Below are 15,016 nucleotides of genomic sequence, written 5' to 3'. Positions count from 1 at the left end.
ATAGCAGCCACCCAAAACTACCCGAAATAGTATCCTGCATCTCAACTTTACCAGCAGTAATAGCCATCATCGCCAAGCTGAGCTGAGCTGAGCTGAGCTGACCGAGGTTAAAAAACCACCCTTTGGCTTACCAGTTACTTTATCGATTCTCGAAGCCAAAACAGCACCGTTGCCGATCCAGCCAATAGTGTTATCCGGCGACATTACGCTTTGGGTGTGAGGTACAGACAAAGTGATGAATGAGTCGATGCCTGAGCTTATGAGACGTCTTTGCTTTGAGCACAACCAACTGCTCGTGCCAGGAAGCCCCGCTGGGGCCGCCTAGGAATGTGCGATGATTGATGATGTGGCACAGTTAATCGAAAGTAGGATCCTCGAGAATGTTGACCTGGGCTCCTATGACGCATTTCATTTCGAGGCGGGGGAATGCCTTGCAAGACTTGGAGGCTGACCGGAAGTACGCCATGGCTACACAAGAAGCAGGCATCAACGTGATATGTTAAAAAATTGAGACTAAAGAGAGCCTGTGTGTTTAGGCTGAGTGAAATTTGAATTAGCATATATAACAAAATAATATAATAAAACAAAAAAAAATCACTCGCTGCATTTCTCTGGCGTCTACATTCGAATTTGAAGTCGGTCGACTGACAGCCTTATTCGGAGCATGCATCATGCCTGGGGTATTCACGCACTTCCTAACTATGCGAGCGATAAAGGATTCGCTTGCTCCCGAGTTAAAACAGCTCATGGATGACTTTCCGGAGCACGCACACTTCGGAAGTGTGGGGCCTGACTACTTATATTTTTACAAAAATGATTGGGGGCCAGCCGGACAAGTAGGACATCTTTGGTTTTCTTTAATGGACGAATTAAAAGATGTCGTAGGTCTATATAACACGGCAGTCTCTGCACAAAACAATGTAGAGGACTGGCTAACAGGAGGATTAGCAAGTGCGCTACAAGCAAACGTAGAACTAATAAAGGGTACAATTTCCGCTGACATCGCTAAATTAGCAACCTCAAACATCGACTTTTTTGAAGTGTTCGCCCCTCCAATTGCAAGCAAACCTTATGAAGCAGATATAATTAATTGGTGGTGGGCCGATATCGCTCATCAACATCGAACAACTGAGTTTGCAAGGTGCCTATGGGAAAAAAGTGAAGGTAATCCGGCTTTTAGAGCTTACACTTTGGGCTATCTCACCCATATGGCAACTGACATCGTTGGGCACCCCTATATTAACTTGATTTCTGGAGGACCATATCGGAACCACTGGCGCAGGCATAACTTTGTGGAGCGTATTTACGACACTCACTTTTGGAAGCAACAGAAAGGAGAAAATCTTCTCGAAAGTGCGTGTCATAAACTAGTTCATTTTGCTGGATACTATCCAGACCAACCAGAAATCCCTAAGAATTTGTGCGATTTTCTATCGGAATGCTACCAAGAAACCTATAAAACTTTGAACATATCCTCAGGCATCCCAACCTCAGGAGATGTCAATGAAATGTATCAGATTTATTATAAATATTTACTTGGAGCAACTGACAATTCATTGCTTAACCTACCAAAACCTCCCGATGATTTTGACTGGTTTGACCTGGACGTATGGATTCAACAAAAACTCAAAAGTGTATTGGATCGTCAACCCAATTTAGGTCGAGCACCAACTATAAGAATAGATGATCCAAAAAGCTGGAAGTCATTTTTAGCGGGGTTGTTGAGCTATCTTATCTGGCTCGCAGAATTGGCAACTATGATTGCGACGATTTTAGTAGCTGTTGCGGCCAGAATAGCCACCACACCGGCTCGCTATTTGCTGTGGAAGCTGTCATTAGTGTTATATCAACTTTATGATATGTCCAGATTGGCACTTGTCATGGCGGGATATGTACATCCAACACCGGACCAAGTAGATAAATATTTCGGAGGTATAACATCCCCTGACTACAACACATTCCAAGAGGTTGGCACCCCCTTCTTACATATTACAAATGTGGAGCAAACCTATCATCTAGTACATCCGTACTCCATGGATTACGGGAGCTCCGTGAGATTGGAATCTCCTCGATGCCGCATAATGAAAAACCATGTTGAATACGGAGACGCAACCAATCTTTTTTTTGGAAAAAAAATTTCAGGCATTACTTCTAATGATGTTGCAGGTTTATGCACTTATCAGGACATGCCTATTGCCTCTATTCCAGAGTTTGGTGCATTGCTGTGCAACCAATTCCAAATCAATAGAGGTGTTTTTCTCCCAAACTTTAATCTGGACGGTGACAGAGGTTATGCCTGGCCTACATGGATAGCTAGAGACCCAAAACCATGGAGTACTGCAAGCTTTGTATTTTGCCCATGAGGACTAAACCATGTATCTAAGGCGTAGTAACAACTTGCTGCTAGAAAGCCTCGAAAAGCAGGATGAAGGTGGAGGCACCCTACATGGGCCATTATTAACCGTCACTGACAGTGATAGACTTTCGAAAATCATGATTGGAAGGTCACTCCATGACTTAGACTACAGTTGGTCAAGATCCAATAATTTTATTTTAACCAGTGTCACGAATACAAGCCTTGAGATAGAAACAACAATCGTTAACCATGGAGATGTTGATTCTATTGGAGCATCCCTCATGGTTGTCGTATGGGGGAAAATGCCCACTCAAGTCGGATATTTCCGAATCGCATCTATTGAAAAAGTCCCAAGCATAAGTCCAACAGGGAGCAACACAAACAACACTCATACTGAAAATATTTCTATCATTTTGAGTAGTCTAATTTACGGGCCACACGCTACACCCATCCTTGATACAAGTGAAATAACCCATCTATACGCACTAGTCTACGACTTCCCATTGGATCCTCCAGATAAGGTTTGCACTGAGTTTTACATGGCCACCAGAGAGGGACTAAAATACTTTGGCCCATCTAATATTCACCCATGCCGACTATCTAGACAGATTATATGTACAACCTTCAATTCCCAGCCAGCATTCACAGTGAACGGAACCTCAATCACACACGAACCAAATGGCTATGTAGAATATATGCTTCAATCTTTTGGCACAGACTCTGGCGCCTCGTTCGGGTACATCAGTTCGGACTCAGCTACCAACGAAGTGTCCTCAAACATCCGAGCCTTGGATTTGTATAAGTTTATTTTCCATGATGATTTGATAGCAATGGGTTCTCTTAGCTTTTACATTGGACAAGCAGGATATAAGATGCTTCACTCCGACCCAAATCATGGAAGAATAACAATGGATGGAAATCAAACCGATAGACTATTTATCGATTGGAATGACTCGGGAAACGATCGTGATTTTGGCGATTATGTAATGAGCATAATTCATAGATAACTAAGATATAATACATGCTAACTTGGCTAACTATTTTTAAGCATTTAGCATGCTCTTCTTTATAATATCGCGATAACCCACCACCGGATACGGATCTCGAAAGCTGAACAGTACCCTTGAGCTCCAGCTCGCCAAAATCAGTGCCAATAAGCTGCCGCTGGGCCATAGGGCTTAGTGACACGTTGTAAATGGTCACTTTAATTGGACTGTTAGCTTCTGACACGTTCATCCCATCGAACGATGTAAATATCCATGTCCGAAGTAATCATGGCCTCCAGTCGCTTGGATCACAGGCAGTAAAAGGTCGATTGCTGTCGGTCCCGAATGGCCGCTTCTGGCCGGAAGCAGCCCCTCATGACGTACTGCTATAACCATTTGCCGTTTGTGACCTTCCGCAAGTGGTTATAGCAGCCAGCCCAGGGCGCTAGAAACGGCACTCGACTTGCATGTCACTCTGTTTCAACGCGACATAAGGGAATGAAATGAGCAAGGAGTGGCGTACAACCGGCAGCATTCACGAGAAGGATCTGCGTGCTGTATCTGATGGCGTCATACAACACGGGCAGAACTTGTCGCGCGGACATGGCGGAAATGCCGATCCCATAGCCTGCACGCTGATGGATGATGAGACCTTAGTTGGCGGTGTCACAGGTCGAACTGAGTTTGGCCGTCTTTTTATCAGTTACCTATGGGTAGATGCTCCATGGCGTGGGAAAGGCATCGGAACCGAGCTATTGCACCGGCTTGAAGCACTTGCTCTGGAGCATGGATGCCATGAAGCGCTCATTGAGACCCTCGATGACAGCGTGGCGCACTGGTACAAGAGGTGCGGCTACCGACTTGTCGCACATCTTCCTCAGTACTGCGGACCTTGGAATCGCCACACGCTTTTGAAAGACTTAAAACCGGATCGCTATTGCTGACTTAGGGCTTTCAAGATGTATGAGCCGTCTCAAGCCTGCTTTTGGCCGATCTCTGCCAGTTGTTGCCTCATAGCGAAGGGCTTGAACCTACCTTGGCTATCATTCAGATAATGGACTGTTGAACAAGATGTACCAATGTTGATCCAGCCTTCGGCGAGCTGTTAAGCGTTACAGCCATTGGTAGGAAGCGGCGTTGACAAGCTGCTGTCGTGCTCTGTTCGATAGCCATGGGAATCCCGACGCAAGACGAGCATCTGCAAGCGAGCAGCCATCGGCAAAGTCCTTGCTCGCAAGCCAACCTTCTCTCTCTATTGCAGTACCCCAGGCACGCCGCAGTTGTTCGAGGTCATTTGTGTCGAGTGATGGTGCAGATGATACCGACTCATAAAACTCCCATGGCTGCTCCCAGCGATCAAACGCCTCTATTGCTGAAATCAACTTGCGATACGACTTCATTGTGGTACCTAAAGGTTAGCGAAGTGGGCATACGTGGAATCCTCATTGAATGACCCGCTGGCGGCCATTTTCCGTCGGCCTTATCGCAAAAATTACTGTTTTGCCACTAGGCTGTGCAAGTACAGCTTTTGGCCGAAAACGGTAGGCCAGGTACGGCGGTTTCCGGCCACATAGCGGTCAGTCAGAAGTAGGAAGAATGCAGTTCAGAATCTGAAAATTCAGCTCGATAATCGCCTGCGTCAGTGCCACTCCCTAAAACAGTGCATGCATCGACGCGCACGCCAAGTCCTCAACTGCCCTCCGCAGAATGAGCATCGGGCAATTTTTTGCTCGCAAAGAGGCCTCATCCGATGGCGGAAATATTCCCAGACAACATTAGGATCAATATTTTCTCGGAGGACTATCTCATTTACTACCGCCTGATCACCCTTCTCGTGGAAAGCCCCGATGATCGCTAGCGTTTCAATTGATGGACAGTAACCAGTAATTGAATCGCCGCATCGATTACAAATACGTTGACCATAGTCAGTAGTCATAAATTCGTTTCAGTACGTGGAACTGGAGATGACCTTTCTACTAGACGCCGGGTGCAGTGACAACGTCCGCTCTGGGTCGATTTCGGTCGATTACGACAGACAGCTATTGGCCGAAAGCGAACCTTCGTTGAGCTCAGCATTGACGCGATAGCTGTCAAAAAGGTGACTCACTCAAGACAAACGCCCTGAAAGACAGGCAAGAGAAGTGTCGCCTACCAACTCCCATACGGAATGCCGTACTTTTCGACATACCGCTTAGCCTTCTCACTTACCGGATAGGCATAACGACCACCGTGCTTCCCTTGTTCCGGCCCCAGAGGCTCTATCTCCCCTTGACCGCGAGAAATCTCAACCGGATTTCGGCATGAATCTCTAACCCATGTTTTGAGCACGCCGCCCGGAGCGAGCCCCACGTAAAGTGACGCCATAAAGCGAGCAGTTTTCTCCGGTGTTTCCGGGCAGCGCTGGTGTGTTGACTTCACCATCAGTTGCCTGCCCTCTTCCGGAATTTCGATGAAGCCTTTGTAGGTTTTTTGCTCTGTTATGGATTGCCAGCGGACAAAGATCAGTTTTGGAAGATCGGCGCCCGTCACAGGTCTCCCGCTCCCCGACACGGTTCCCCAACCACGAGCAGATTCCGTGCTGATATCGGGCTCTCCGCTGGCTGCAGTGCTCTTGCCAGCTCTAAAGAAGACTCTGTTATTGATGTCTTGGACGGAGCTGTCCTCTACCCATACCTTCATGTAATTCGGCTGAACGAACACTAATTCCCACCATGGATATTTAGGGTCATTTTCGCCTGTTTCTGGGCCACTGCTTTGGCAGCCGGACAACAATAAAGCGCCCAGCAGTGCAATCGTTGCTTTCATTACAAATGATCCATTCAAGTATTTGTCACGGCTACCAACTTCCATATGGAATGCCGTACTTGTCGATATACCGCTTAGCCTTTTCACTCACAGGATAGGCGTACCGCCCTTCGTTCTTACCTTGGCTCGGCCCCAGTGGCTCAATTTCCGCCTGTGCTCGCGCGACCTTGACTGGGTGATGACATGAGTCTCTTACCCAAACCTGCACGACACCGCCGGGAGCCAGGCCGAGATAAATCGATGCCATGAATCTTGCCTGCCGATCGGGAGTTCGCGGGCAGCGCTGATTGACGGACGTCACCATCAACTGCCTGGCCTCTTCCGGAATATCTACCCATGCTTGCCAGGTTTTCTGTTCGACGATTGATTGCCAACGGACCCAGATTCGAACGGGCAGGTCTGCTCCTATCACCCTCCTCCCGCTGCCGCCAACTCCACCTGCCCACCCCCGGGCTGACTCTGTGCCATCTTCAGGCTCTCCCCCAGCAGCGGTGCCGCCGCCGGTTTTATAGAAAATCCGGTTGTTAACGTCTTGAACAGAACTGTTTTCAACCCAGACCTTCATGTAGTCCGGCTCAATAAACGCCAGCTCCCACCATTCGGACTTCGGGTCATTTTTGGCTGAGAGTGGATCAGTTTCTTGGCACCCTGAGATCAGCAAAACGCAAAGTATCGTTATGAGTTGTTTCATTGGCTTAAGGATTACCAACTCCCGTACGGGATGCCGAATTTATCGATATACCGCCTGGACTTTTCGCTGACGGGATACGCATAGCGCCCTTGGTTCTTTCCTTGGCTAGGCCCCAGCGGCTCAACCGCTGCCTGCGCTCTGGCGACTTTGACAGGGCGATGGCACTCGTCCCGAACAAAAACTTGTACAACGCCCCCTGGAGCCAATCCCAGATAAATAGATGCGCTGTAGCTGGCCTGTTCCTCCGGTGTTTCCGGGCACCGCTGACTGACCGATTGCACCATCAGTTGCCTCGCTTCTTCAGGCACATCCACCCAAACCTTATAGGTCTGCGGCTCGACAATGGATTGCCAGCGCACGTAAATGCGTTTGGGCAAGCCAGCGCCAATCACTGGTTTCGCAGCCGCGCCCACCGCATGCCAACCGCGCGCGGACTCTTTGCCATTCTCTGGCTCACCACCAGCGGCTGTGCCTCCTCCCGTCCGCGTGAATAGCTTGCCGTTTATGTCTTCGACGGCACTGTCTTCAACCCAAACTTTCATGTAATAGGGTTCGGTGAACGCAAGCTCCCATGAATCGGATTTCGGGTCGTTTTTTCCGGATAGAGGATAGGCAGACTGGCAGCCGCTCAGTAACAACACGCATACCGCCACAATGCATAGCTTCATTGGTTTACCGTTTACCAACTCCCATAAGGGATGCCGAATTTCTCGATATACCGCTTGGACTTTTCGCTGACGGGATACGCGTAGCGCCCTTGGTTCTTACCTTGACTAGGGCCTAGTGGCTCAACCTCTGCTTGTGCTCTGGCGACTTTGACAGGATGGTGGCATGAGTTCCGAACCCAGACTTGCACGACACCACCGGGCGCTAGGCCCAAGTAGAGAGACGCGTTATAGCGCCCCTCTTGTTCAGGTGTTTTGGCGCAGCGCTGATTGACGGACTCGAGCATGAGTTGTCTGGCTTCCTCTGGGATATCTACCCAGGCCTTGTACGTTTGGGGTTCAACAATTGATTGCCAACGGACATAGATCCGTTTGGGAAGATCCGCACCAACAACACTTTTTCCGGTGCTTCCCACGCCGTGCCAACCACGAGCAGAGTCGGTGCCGTCTTCCGGTTGGCCGCCTGATGCGGATCCTCCGCCAGTGTGCAAGAACGTCTCACCCTTGATGTCTTCTACGGCGGTGTCCTCTACCCAAACCTTCATGTAATGAGGCTCAGTGAACGCAAGCTCCCACCATGGAGACTTCGGATCATTTTTTGTTGAAAGCGGATCGGCATGACAACCGGTCATGAGGACTGCACAGAGCAGGCTTGTTAGAAGTCTCATCAAAAAAGCGTCCAGTCGGGTACGTGGGGATGTTGTACGCGTATGCCGTCAGGGGTGGGGGCGTTGATGTACACCGCTCTCACACCGCTTCCATCTCTTCGGCCTAGTGGATGGTTCCAGTTTGCGGACGTGTGAATGTACTTGAGTTTGAGCATTCGCTCTTCTTCTGGCGTAGTTCTGTAGTCACCAGAGACAAATCGATCACACATAGCTTGAAGTTCTGACGGTAGCGCCAGATCAGGCGTATCTGAAATGTCGTTGAACCGAACGCCTTTGTCCTTCGCCATTTTATGCATCACACGCAGATAGACTCGGGACAGCAAGCCACTGACCGGACGCTTGAGCTGTACGGCGGCATACACGTGTTTGACACGTGGGCTCATTCGGTCTTGCGGACTGTTCGGCATCAACAGCGCAGGCGGCGTGACGATTTCCAGCATCTCGGATGGCCAGCCATCCGCTATCCACTGATTTCTTACTGTCACGGCATCGCGGTAAATCGAAGTGGTGAGAACATCGGTTTGGAGAGAGACTTCTAGTACCTGCATAGGGCTGACAAGCACACACTCCTGCGCTTCGTCGAGGTAACTACCTCCGATATCAGAGTGAACACCTGGCAAAGTAATCTCCAGATGAGCAGGCTTTACACGGCTGAGGGCAAAGTTGCCTCGGCACTCATCACGCGCAACCAAATGGACGACGTCGGTGAAAAAACGACGATCTAGGTAAAGCTTGATGCCCGTTGCAATGGGGCTTTTCACGTTGCCGAAATTGGACCAGCCAGCTATTGACGGAACGGTATCGAACAGCCCGATAAAGCCCATTCTTATATCGGCATTGTATTGATCAATAAAGGTCTTGCTGAACGCTTCAGGATTGCTACGTAGCACTTCACCTAAGGGACCTTGCTTGCCACGCACGACTTCATTGCAAAAGTGCCGGGCAGCAGCTGCACCACGGCTAAATCCAAATGTGTCGAAGGTCAGCGAAGTCACTTCGCTACCCGGGTTATCGTTCAAGAGTTCTTTGATACGTAATTTGATCGATGCAAACGAAGACTGAACCCTACTTGCAACTCCGGTCTCACCTCGCCCGGTGCCACCCCCAAAGGTGCTATCTTCCTTACCCGCTTGGGTGCCAATCCCCTCTACATAAATCATGCGGAAAGCTTGCTTTCGGAGCCCCTCACCTTCGGCTCCCTCTGGAGCGTCGTAGAGCTCACTCAGTTTTTTAACATTGGTAGGGCCAGCGCCATAGCTGCTGTCCGGATCCCCCATATAGGGCTGACAGCTAGCAGGAATATCCTGCGGCGCAATCGGATGCTGCGCACCGCACAGCAACCCTGCCGCCGTGTTGTTCGCATTGTTACCAGTACCATCAAAGAAAACCCCAATCCTCAACGCAATGCCGATTTTCTCAGGCTCGCGCGCAGGCTCTTTCCCATGCTTCTCATACTCAGCCCAACGCTGGGCATGAATATCGACGGGTTTGGCTTCTTCGTAGCGGTAGTTTTTCGGGGGGTTGGGAACGTAGCCACTCAATCCTTGATTCCTTGTTCTGATCCTTGAAGAACGGGCCGAAGGGTGACAGCCGAGGCTTGGGGGCGCAAGGCGTGGCTCTGTGCCAGCTCGGTTGAATTGCTGGGTGCGACGAGGGTTTGGCTCGTCGCACGGGTATGGCTAGTGGGCGATTTCGACGTTGTCGAGGGCCTGGTTTACGGCGAGTTCGCCGAGCATGACGACCTGGGCGATGCCCAGTGCGGTTTTGCGGTGGGAGGTGTCGAGCGTGGCGGCGAAGTTGTTGAGCATTTCGCTGGCGGAGCCGAGGGTTTCGCTGGCGTTGGCGAGCAGGGATTCGGTGTCGCACTTCGGGTTGGCGAGGTACATGGGTTCGGGTTTGTGCGGGCTGGCCATGATTTGGCTGGCCGGGGACAGGTAATGGTCGAGGGCGCGTTCGGCGGCTTCGTGGAGCTTTTTGGAATCGAGGGATTCGTAGGGGGATGCGAGGTCGGTTTCTGGCGGGTTGGGTGTTGGTTTGATCATGGTGAAACTCCTAGTTATTGAAGAGGAGCCTTCACCTTCGCTACCAAACGAAGGGTGGCGGCCACACGCGGGTTGGTAGACCGGTAACTAGGACCCGGCACACCCGAAGGTGTCCTGCGCATGGCCACCATTGAGCAGCAACTTGATGAGGTCTGCGAACGGTGCGCGATGCGACTAGTTATGGCGGGCTACCAAACCCGATCACTGTTTTTCAGTGACCGACAGACGATAGAACCCGCGCCCTAGACGCACAAGCCGGCGGATTCTGGCGTACTCGTAGGCGATGACGCAAGGCGTTGTAGGGCTTCGGTGGTAACGGCAGGCTTCATATAAACATCTCGATTATTTGCTGTTTATCTGCCGGTTCAACGGGCTACCGATCCAGCACCCACCCCGCAATGATCGGAATGCACTGTTCAGCCCAAAACAGTCATTTACGCACCTACCTCGCCATCACTCGGCTCGCTAGAGTGCAGCGCTCTTTTCAACTGGCTGACGTACTGATGAATTTGTGGTTTCGACTGCTCTGCATGCTTTTTCGCCGACCGTGGCGCAAGCCGGTCAATGCGCTGGAATCCACCGTGATCCGCATGCGCGTGTGGCCACTGGATCTCGATTTGAATCGGCACGTCACCAATGGTCGCTACTTCACCATGGCTGACGTCGGGCGCATGGATTTTGTGTTGCGCAGTGGCGCGTTTCGGGTGGCGTTGCGCGCTAAAGCGTTGCCGATCGTTGGCGATACCTGGGGTAAGTTTCGGCGTGAGCTGAAGCTGTTTGAAGCGTTTGAAATTCACAGCCGGATGCTTGGCTGGGACGACAAATGGAGCTTCATGGAGCATCGCTTCGTGAGCAAGGGACGGGTGATCGGCGTGGTCGTGATGCGTGGGCTGTTTCGTTCGGCGAAAGGCACGATTGCGCCGGGTGAGTTTGTCAGGGAGTTGGGATTGCCTGAACAGTCGCCCGAGATGCCGGAGTGGTTGACGTCGTGGTCGGCGAGTTGCGATCTGATGAGTCTTCAGCTCAGGGGTGAGGAGGTTTGAGTCATCGGGTGCCTGGATGATCGTGTTTATGGATGCAGTACGGTGTCGTTTGGGATGGCGTCTTCGCGAGCAAGCCCGCTCCCACAGGTTCGCGGTCAGGCTCGGGAACTCGTTTTGACTGGGCTGGCGTCTTCGCTAGCAGGCTAGCTCCCACAGGTTCTGCGCAAGGCTCGGGAGCACGTCTGGCCGGGCTGGCGCCATCGCGGGCGAGCCCGGTTCTCACAGGGATTGGGGGATGGCTATTGTCGGTGGCGGGTCATGTTGATCAGGGCTGCGCGTCTGCCGCCCGGTGCCGGGCGTTCTTCGATGGAGAACGGGACGAAGCCGAGTTTCGGGTAGAGCAGCAACCCTGCGGTGTTTTCGTTGAAGCAGGACAGCTGCACTTCCCTGGCCTGATACTTTTCGAAGCCGACGGCGGTCATGGTTTCGACAATGTAGCGAGCGACACCCTGGCCCCGGGCGTATGGCGCGACGATGACGTTGCCGATACAGCAGACGCCGTCGTGCTCGGCACGGTAGAAGTTGGCGAAGCCGACGAACTCGCCGTTGGCCAAGAACGCCGTGGAGTCGAAGCGCTGGCTGATCGCGTTGTGCATCTGCTCTTCCGTCAGCGGGAAGCTCGCTTTCGGGAACATGAAGAACAGCTCTTGTTCGCCTTGCGGAAAGCTGCAGAGGGTGTTGACGTCGTCGGCCGTCACTGGCCGGTGGGAGAAATTCATCGCTGCCCTGCCCTCACTTTTTAACCGTCAGATGATGCGCAACCAAGGCGTTGGCATGACCGTGGCCCATGCCGTGTTCCTCCTTGAGCCACGCCACCAGTTCCATGTGCTTCTTGTCGGTGATGCCGGCGAGCAGGTTCAGCCAGTGATCGATGGGCTGGCCGTATTTCTTTTCGATAGCGGGAAAGTACGACGCCGGGCCTTTTACCTTGTTGTCTTCGCTCATGCTGCCAGCTCCCTTGGGTCACGACGGAGGGTCGGCGGACGCTCCTTGTCGGCAGGTCATAGAGTGGACGCGGGACGCTGTTCCGGCAAGTGGCCCGGCCAGCCCGATCAGTTCACGCCGACCTTCACCGGGAATTCGGATGACCACGATTCCTGCCCTGCTTTGAGGATCGGCAGCGCGGGATAGCGGTATTCGCTGAGGGCCTTGAGTACGGCCTGGTCCACGTCGTGATTGCCAGAACTTTCGACCAAGGTGAGTTGCGGCACCAGCGAACCGGGTTTGCCTTTCGCCTCCAACGTGACCGGTTTACTCGCGGTGCCGGGTTTGATCTGTCTGTTCAACAGCAACTCGGTTTCGTACACCGTACTTGCGAGACTGGTGCTAACAGCGTCGTACCATTTTTCGTTGTAGCGCTGTGTCTGTTCGGCAGTCAGGGTCAACCCCTGGGCGCGGACCCGCTGCACACCGGCCCACGCCTGGTCATCGATTTGCTGGGTGGCGTTGAGGTAATGCGTCAGCGCCCCGGACAGGTCTTGCGGGCCACCTCGGCCCTCTTCCATCAACCGGGCCAGCGCGAACTCACTGTTAGCGCTCTCTCGGTGTGCGAGCGCCAACTGATAAAGCCGTCGCGCCTCGACAGCGTCGGGCGCCTGCCCGCGGCCCTCCTCGGCCATGCGCGCCAGTTGCTCATACCCGGCGCCGTCCACCGTAGCGACAGACTCATACAGGGAGCGCGCCTTGCGCACATCCGCCGATAAACCGCCACGACCAAACTCATACAAAGCGCCGAGCGCAAGCTTGCAGTTGAGGTTGCCGTTGTTGCTGGCGTCGCGGATGTAGTCGACGCGATCGGCGGAAAGGTCACTCACCTTGGCGAACAGCAGGCAGCGAGTGCCGGTGAGACTTGCTTCCTGAGGAGTGGGTGGAGTGGTTTTGCAGCCTGCAACGAGGATCGTGAGGGCCAGAATAGCAACTGCCTTGTTCATGAGGATCATCCGTTCATATCGCTTTAAGGTGCCACGGTTGGAGCTGATTCAATCGAGGGAAGACTCAGTTCTTTCTGCTCTCGTCAAATCTCTGCCGCGGACTCTTGCCGTCCGTCCTGACGATCGGGATCGCCTGATAGCTCTTCTGGCCCGGTGGCATGATCGGGTCACCGGGAAAGCGATAATCGCTGAAGCCTTGCATCACTCTTTGATCAAGCGCGGTGTCGCCCGAGCTTTGCCGTATCGAAACCACCGGGGCCGATGCGCCCGGGGTGTACTCCAGCTGTACCTGCACTGGCTTGCTGGCAGACGTCGGATTGACGTTGTTCTCCAGAGACTTCTCTATGGCGGTGATGCGTTTCTTGAGGCCGCTTTGCACGCTGCTGACAAAGAGATTGTTGTAGCGCTGTTGCTGCTCGATCGTCAGAGGCAAGCCTTTGGCGCGCAGGCGTTCGATGCCTTGCCACGCGTCATCGCCGAGATATTGCGTGGCGTTGAAGTAATGCGTCAGCGCGCCTTGCAGATCCTGCGGACCACCGCGCCCGTCCTCCATGTATTTGGCCAGTTTGGCTTCACTGCGCTGCTGCTCGGGCTTGCTCGTGGCACGCTGATAAAACTGCCGCGCATCGGTGTCATTGACCGGCCCGCCGATGCCTTCTTCAGCCATGCGCCCAAGTTGACCGTAGGCGCTGGCGTCTTTATCGGCTACGGATTGATAGAGGGCCTTGGCTTTGGAAAAGTCCTGCGGTACACCGCGCCCCTTCTCGTACAGGTTGCCCAGCATGATCGTGCACGGCAGGTTACCGCTCTGACTCAGGTCGCGGATGTAGCTGACTTCCAGCGAGGTGATGGCTTTATCATCCCAGTAGGCGAAGCAACGCAGAGCGGGAAAATCTGCGACCTGGGTATAAGCGCTGTTGGTTTTGCAGCCTGCGATGAGGGCGGTGAGCGCCAGTAGAGCAACAACCTTGTTCATGAATGGCATCCGTTGAAATCGTGCAGATTTCATCGGCAGGCAGGTGCAAAACCTGAAGCGTCGATCACTTGAACACACCACAAAACTTGTAGGAGTGAGCCTGCTCGCGATGGCGTCTGTTCAGTCGACATCCGTGCTGACGGGTCTACCGCTATCGCGAGCAGGCTCACTCCTACAGGTAGATCAAGGTTATTCGGTGCGCCCCGGCAACATCCGCACCAACGTGTTATCCCGCACCCAGTAGTGGTGAAACAGCCCCGCCGCCGCGTGCAGGCCGATCAGCCAGTAGCCGGCGCTGCCCAGCGTTTCATGCCAATACTTGAGTTGTTTGGCGAAGTCCGGGTCGATGGCGACTGGTGCCGGGACGTGGAAGCCGAAGTACGGGAAGGGTTTGTCGGCCGCGGCGAGCATCAGCCAGGCGAGGATCGGCGTGGCGATCATCAGCACGTACAGCGCCAGGTGCATCAGGTGCGAGATGCCGGTCTGCCAGGCTGGCGGCTTGGGAGTGATCGGCGGGCGTGGGCTCAAGCGGCCGAGGAGACGCACCCACACCAGCACGAAAATGCTCGCGCCGAACAGGCCATGGAAGCCCATCAGCAGGCCGCGCGCTTCGCTGCCCTTGGGCATGAAGCCCTTGATTTCGACACAGGCATAGACGCCGACGAACAGCGCCAGCATCAGCCAGTGCAACGTAATTGACAGTTTTCCATAACGGGTTACGGCGGTGTCGCGGGTCATAAGTAGCGCCTCGTGATTGTCGTGAGTGACGGTCGATTCGTTCGACAGTCTCGATCCGGTTGCAGGGCGAACCGACGGTGCCACCCTGCCCTTGCAGTCTTAAGACAATCTGAAG

At 53.0% G+C, this 15,016-nt stretch carries 16 protein-coding genes; 4 read left to right on the top strand and 12 right to left on the bottom strand.

The features are described from left to right. Positions 1 to 671: 671 nt before the first annotated feature. The 3 genes from JN524_RS15330 (at position 672) to JN524_RS15320 (ending at position 4,286) form a co-directional block, all read left to right on the top strand. Entirely contained in the window at positions 672 to 2,363 is a 1,692-nt protein-coding gene (locus JN524_RS15330; RefSeq protein ID WP_202369873.1) for a zinc dependent phospholipase C family protein, read from the top strand. Positions 2,364 to 2,373: 10 nt separating this feature from the next. After that, positions 2,374 to 3,363 carry a hypothetical protein gene (locus JN524_RS15325; protein WP_202369872.1) on the top strand — a complete coding sequence of 330 codons (990 nt, stop codon included), beginning with the start codon at positions 2,374 to 2,376 and terminating at the stop codon, positions 3,361 to 3,363. A 482-nt stretch (positions 3,364 to 3,845) separates the two neighbouring features. Next, the gene (locus tag JN524_RS15320; RefSeq protein ID WP_202369871.1) at positions 3,846 to 4,286 is read left to right on the top strand and encodes a GNAT family N-acetyltransferase; all 441 of its coding nucleotides are present in this window, start codon (positions 3,846 to 3,848) and stop codon (positions 4,284 to 4,286) included. Positions 4,287 to 4,454: 168 nt separating this feature from the next. Here JN524_RS15320 and JN524_RS15315 read toward each other — a convergent pair whose 3' ends face one another. The 7 genes from JN524_RS15315 to JN524_RS15285 form a co-directional block, all read right to left on the bottom strand. After that, complete coding sequence (locus tag JN524_RS15315; protein WP_202369870.1) at positions 4,455 to 4,742, bottom strand: hypothetical protein; 288 nt, start codon at positions 4,740 to 4,742, stop codon at positions 4,455 to 4,457. Positions 4,743 to 5,490: 748 nt separating this feature from the next. Then, positions 5,491 to 6,147 (bottom strand): DUF2931 family protein, encoded by a 657-nt coding sequence (locus tag JN524_RS15310; protein ID WP_198758166.1) that lies wholly within the window; start codon positions 6,145 to 6,147, stop codon positions 5,491 to 5,493. Positions 6,148 to 6,178: 31 nt separating this feature from the next. Beyond that, positions 6,179 to 6,838, bottom strand: a complete 660-nt coding sequence (locus tag JN524_RS15305; protein ID WP_202369869.1) for a DUF2931 family protein — start codon at positions 6,836 to 6,838, stop codon at positions 6,179 to 6,181. A gap of 11 nt (positions 6,839 to 6,849) precedes the next feature. Continuing rightward, the gene (locus JN524_RS15300) at positions 6,850 to 7,506 is read right to left on the bottom strand and encodes a DUF2931 family protein (protein ID WP_202369868.1); all 657 of its coding nucleotides are present in this window, start codon (positions 7,504 to 7,506) and stop codon (positions 6,850 to 6,852) included. 11 nt (positions 7,507 to 7,517) lie between these two features. Further along, a complete protein-coding gene (locus tag JN524_RS15295) occupies positions 7,518 to 8,171 on the bottom strand; it encodes a DUF2931 family protein (protein ID WP_139054719.1) in 654 nt (217 codons plus the stop codon). After that, positions 8,171 to 9,712 (bottom strand): T6SS phospholipase effector Tle1-like catalytic domain-containing protein, encoded by a 1,542-nt coding sequence (locus tag JN524_RS15290; protein WP_202369867.1) that lies wholly within the window; start codon positions 9,710 to 9,712, stop codon positions 8,171 to 8,173. Before JN524_RS15290 ends, JN524_RS15295 begins: the two co-directional genes overlap by 1 nt. A gap of 138 nt (positions 9,713 to 9,850) precedes the next feature. Beyond that, positions 9,851 to 10,213, bottom strand: a complete 363-nt coding sequence (locus JN524_RS15285) for a DUF6124 family protein (RefSeq protein ID WP_202369866.1) — start codon at positions 10,211 to 10,213, stop codon at positions 9,851 to 9,853. A gap of 503 nt (positions 10,214 to 10,716) precedes the next feature. Between JN524_RS15285 and JN524_RS15280 the strand changes: the two genes are divergently transcribed. Then, positions 10,717 to 11,256, top strand: coding sequence for a thioesterase family protein (locus JN524_RS15280; RefSeq protein ID WP_202369881.1), 540 nt, complete (start codon positions 10,717 to 10,719; stop codon positions 11,254 to 11,256). A gap of 239 nt (positions 11,257 to 11,495) precedes the next feature. Here the strand turns inward: JN524_RS15280 and JN524_RS15275 are convergent, their stop codons facing one another. The 5 genes from JN524_RS15275 to JN524_RS15255 all read right to left on the bottom strand — a co-directional run bounded on the left by JN524_RS15275 (position 11,496) and on the right by JN524_RS15255 (position 14,901). Further along, on the bottom strand, positions 11,496 to 11,975 hold the full coding sequence (locus JN524_RS15275; protein ID WP_202369865.1) for a GNAT family N-acetyltransferase: 480 nt from the start codon (positions 11,973 to 11,975) through the stop codon (positions 11,496 to 11,498). 13 nt (positions 11,976 to 11,988) lie between these two features. Next, on the bottom strand, positions 11,989 to 12,201 hold the full coding sequence (locus tag JN524_RS15270) for a DUF4287 domain-containing protein (RefSeq protein ID WP_134786691.1): 213 nt from the start codon (positions 12,199 to 12,201) through the stop codon (positions 11,989 to 11,991). 107 nt (positions 12,202 to 12,308) lie between these two features. Beyond that, entirely contained in the window at positions 12,309 to 13,187 is an 879-nt protein-coding gene (locus tag JN524_RS15265; protein ID WP_202369864.1) for a tetratricopeptide repeat protein, read from the bottom strand. 64 nt (positions 13,188 to 13,251) lie between these two features. Next, entirely contained in the window at positions 13,252 to 14,163 is a 912-nt protein-coding gene (locus JN524_RS15260) for a tetratricopeptide repeat protein (RefSeq protein WP_202369863.1), read from the bottom strand. Positions 14,164 to 14,352: 189 nt separating this feature from the next. After that, positions 14,353 to 14,901 (bottom strand): cytochrome b, encoded by a 549-nt coding sequence (locus tag JN524_RS15255; protein ID WP_098964407.1) that lies wholly within the window; start codon positions 14,899 to 14,901, stop codon positions 14,353 to 14,355. Positions 14,902 to 15,016 lie beyond the last annotated feature (115 nt).

Origin of the sequence: Pseudomonas sp. MWU318 (assembly GCF_016756945.1) — a bacterium.
Taxonomy (GTDB): Bacteria; Pseudomonadota; Gammaproteobacteria; order Pseudomonadales; family Pseudomonadaceae; genus Aquipseudomonas; species Aquipseudomonas putida_A.
The sequence above is the reverse complement of the archived record's forward strand: the minus strand, read 5'-3'. Positions and strand labels throughout refer to the sequence as shown.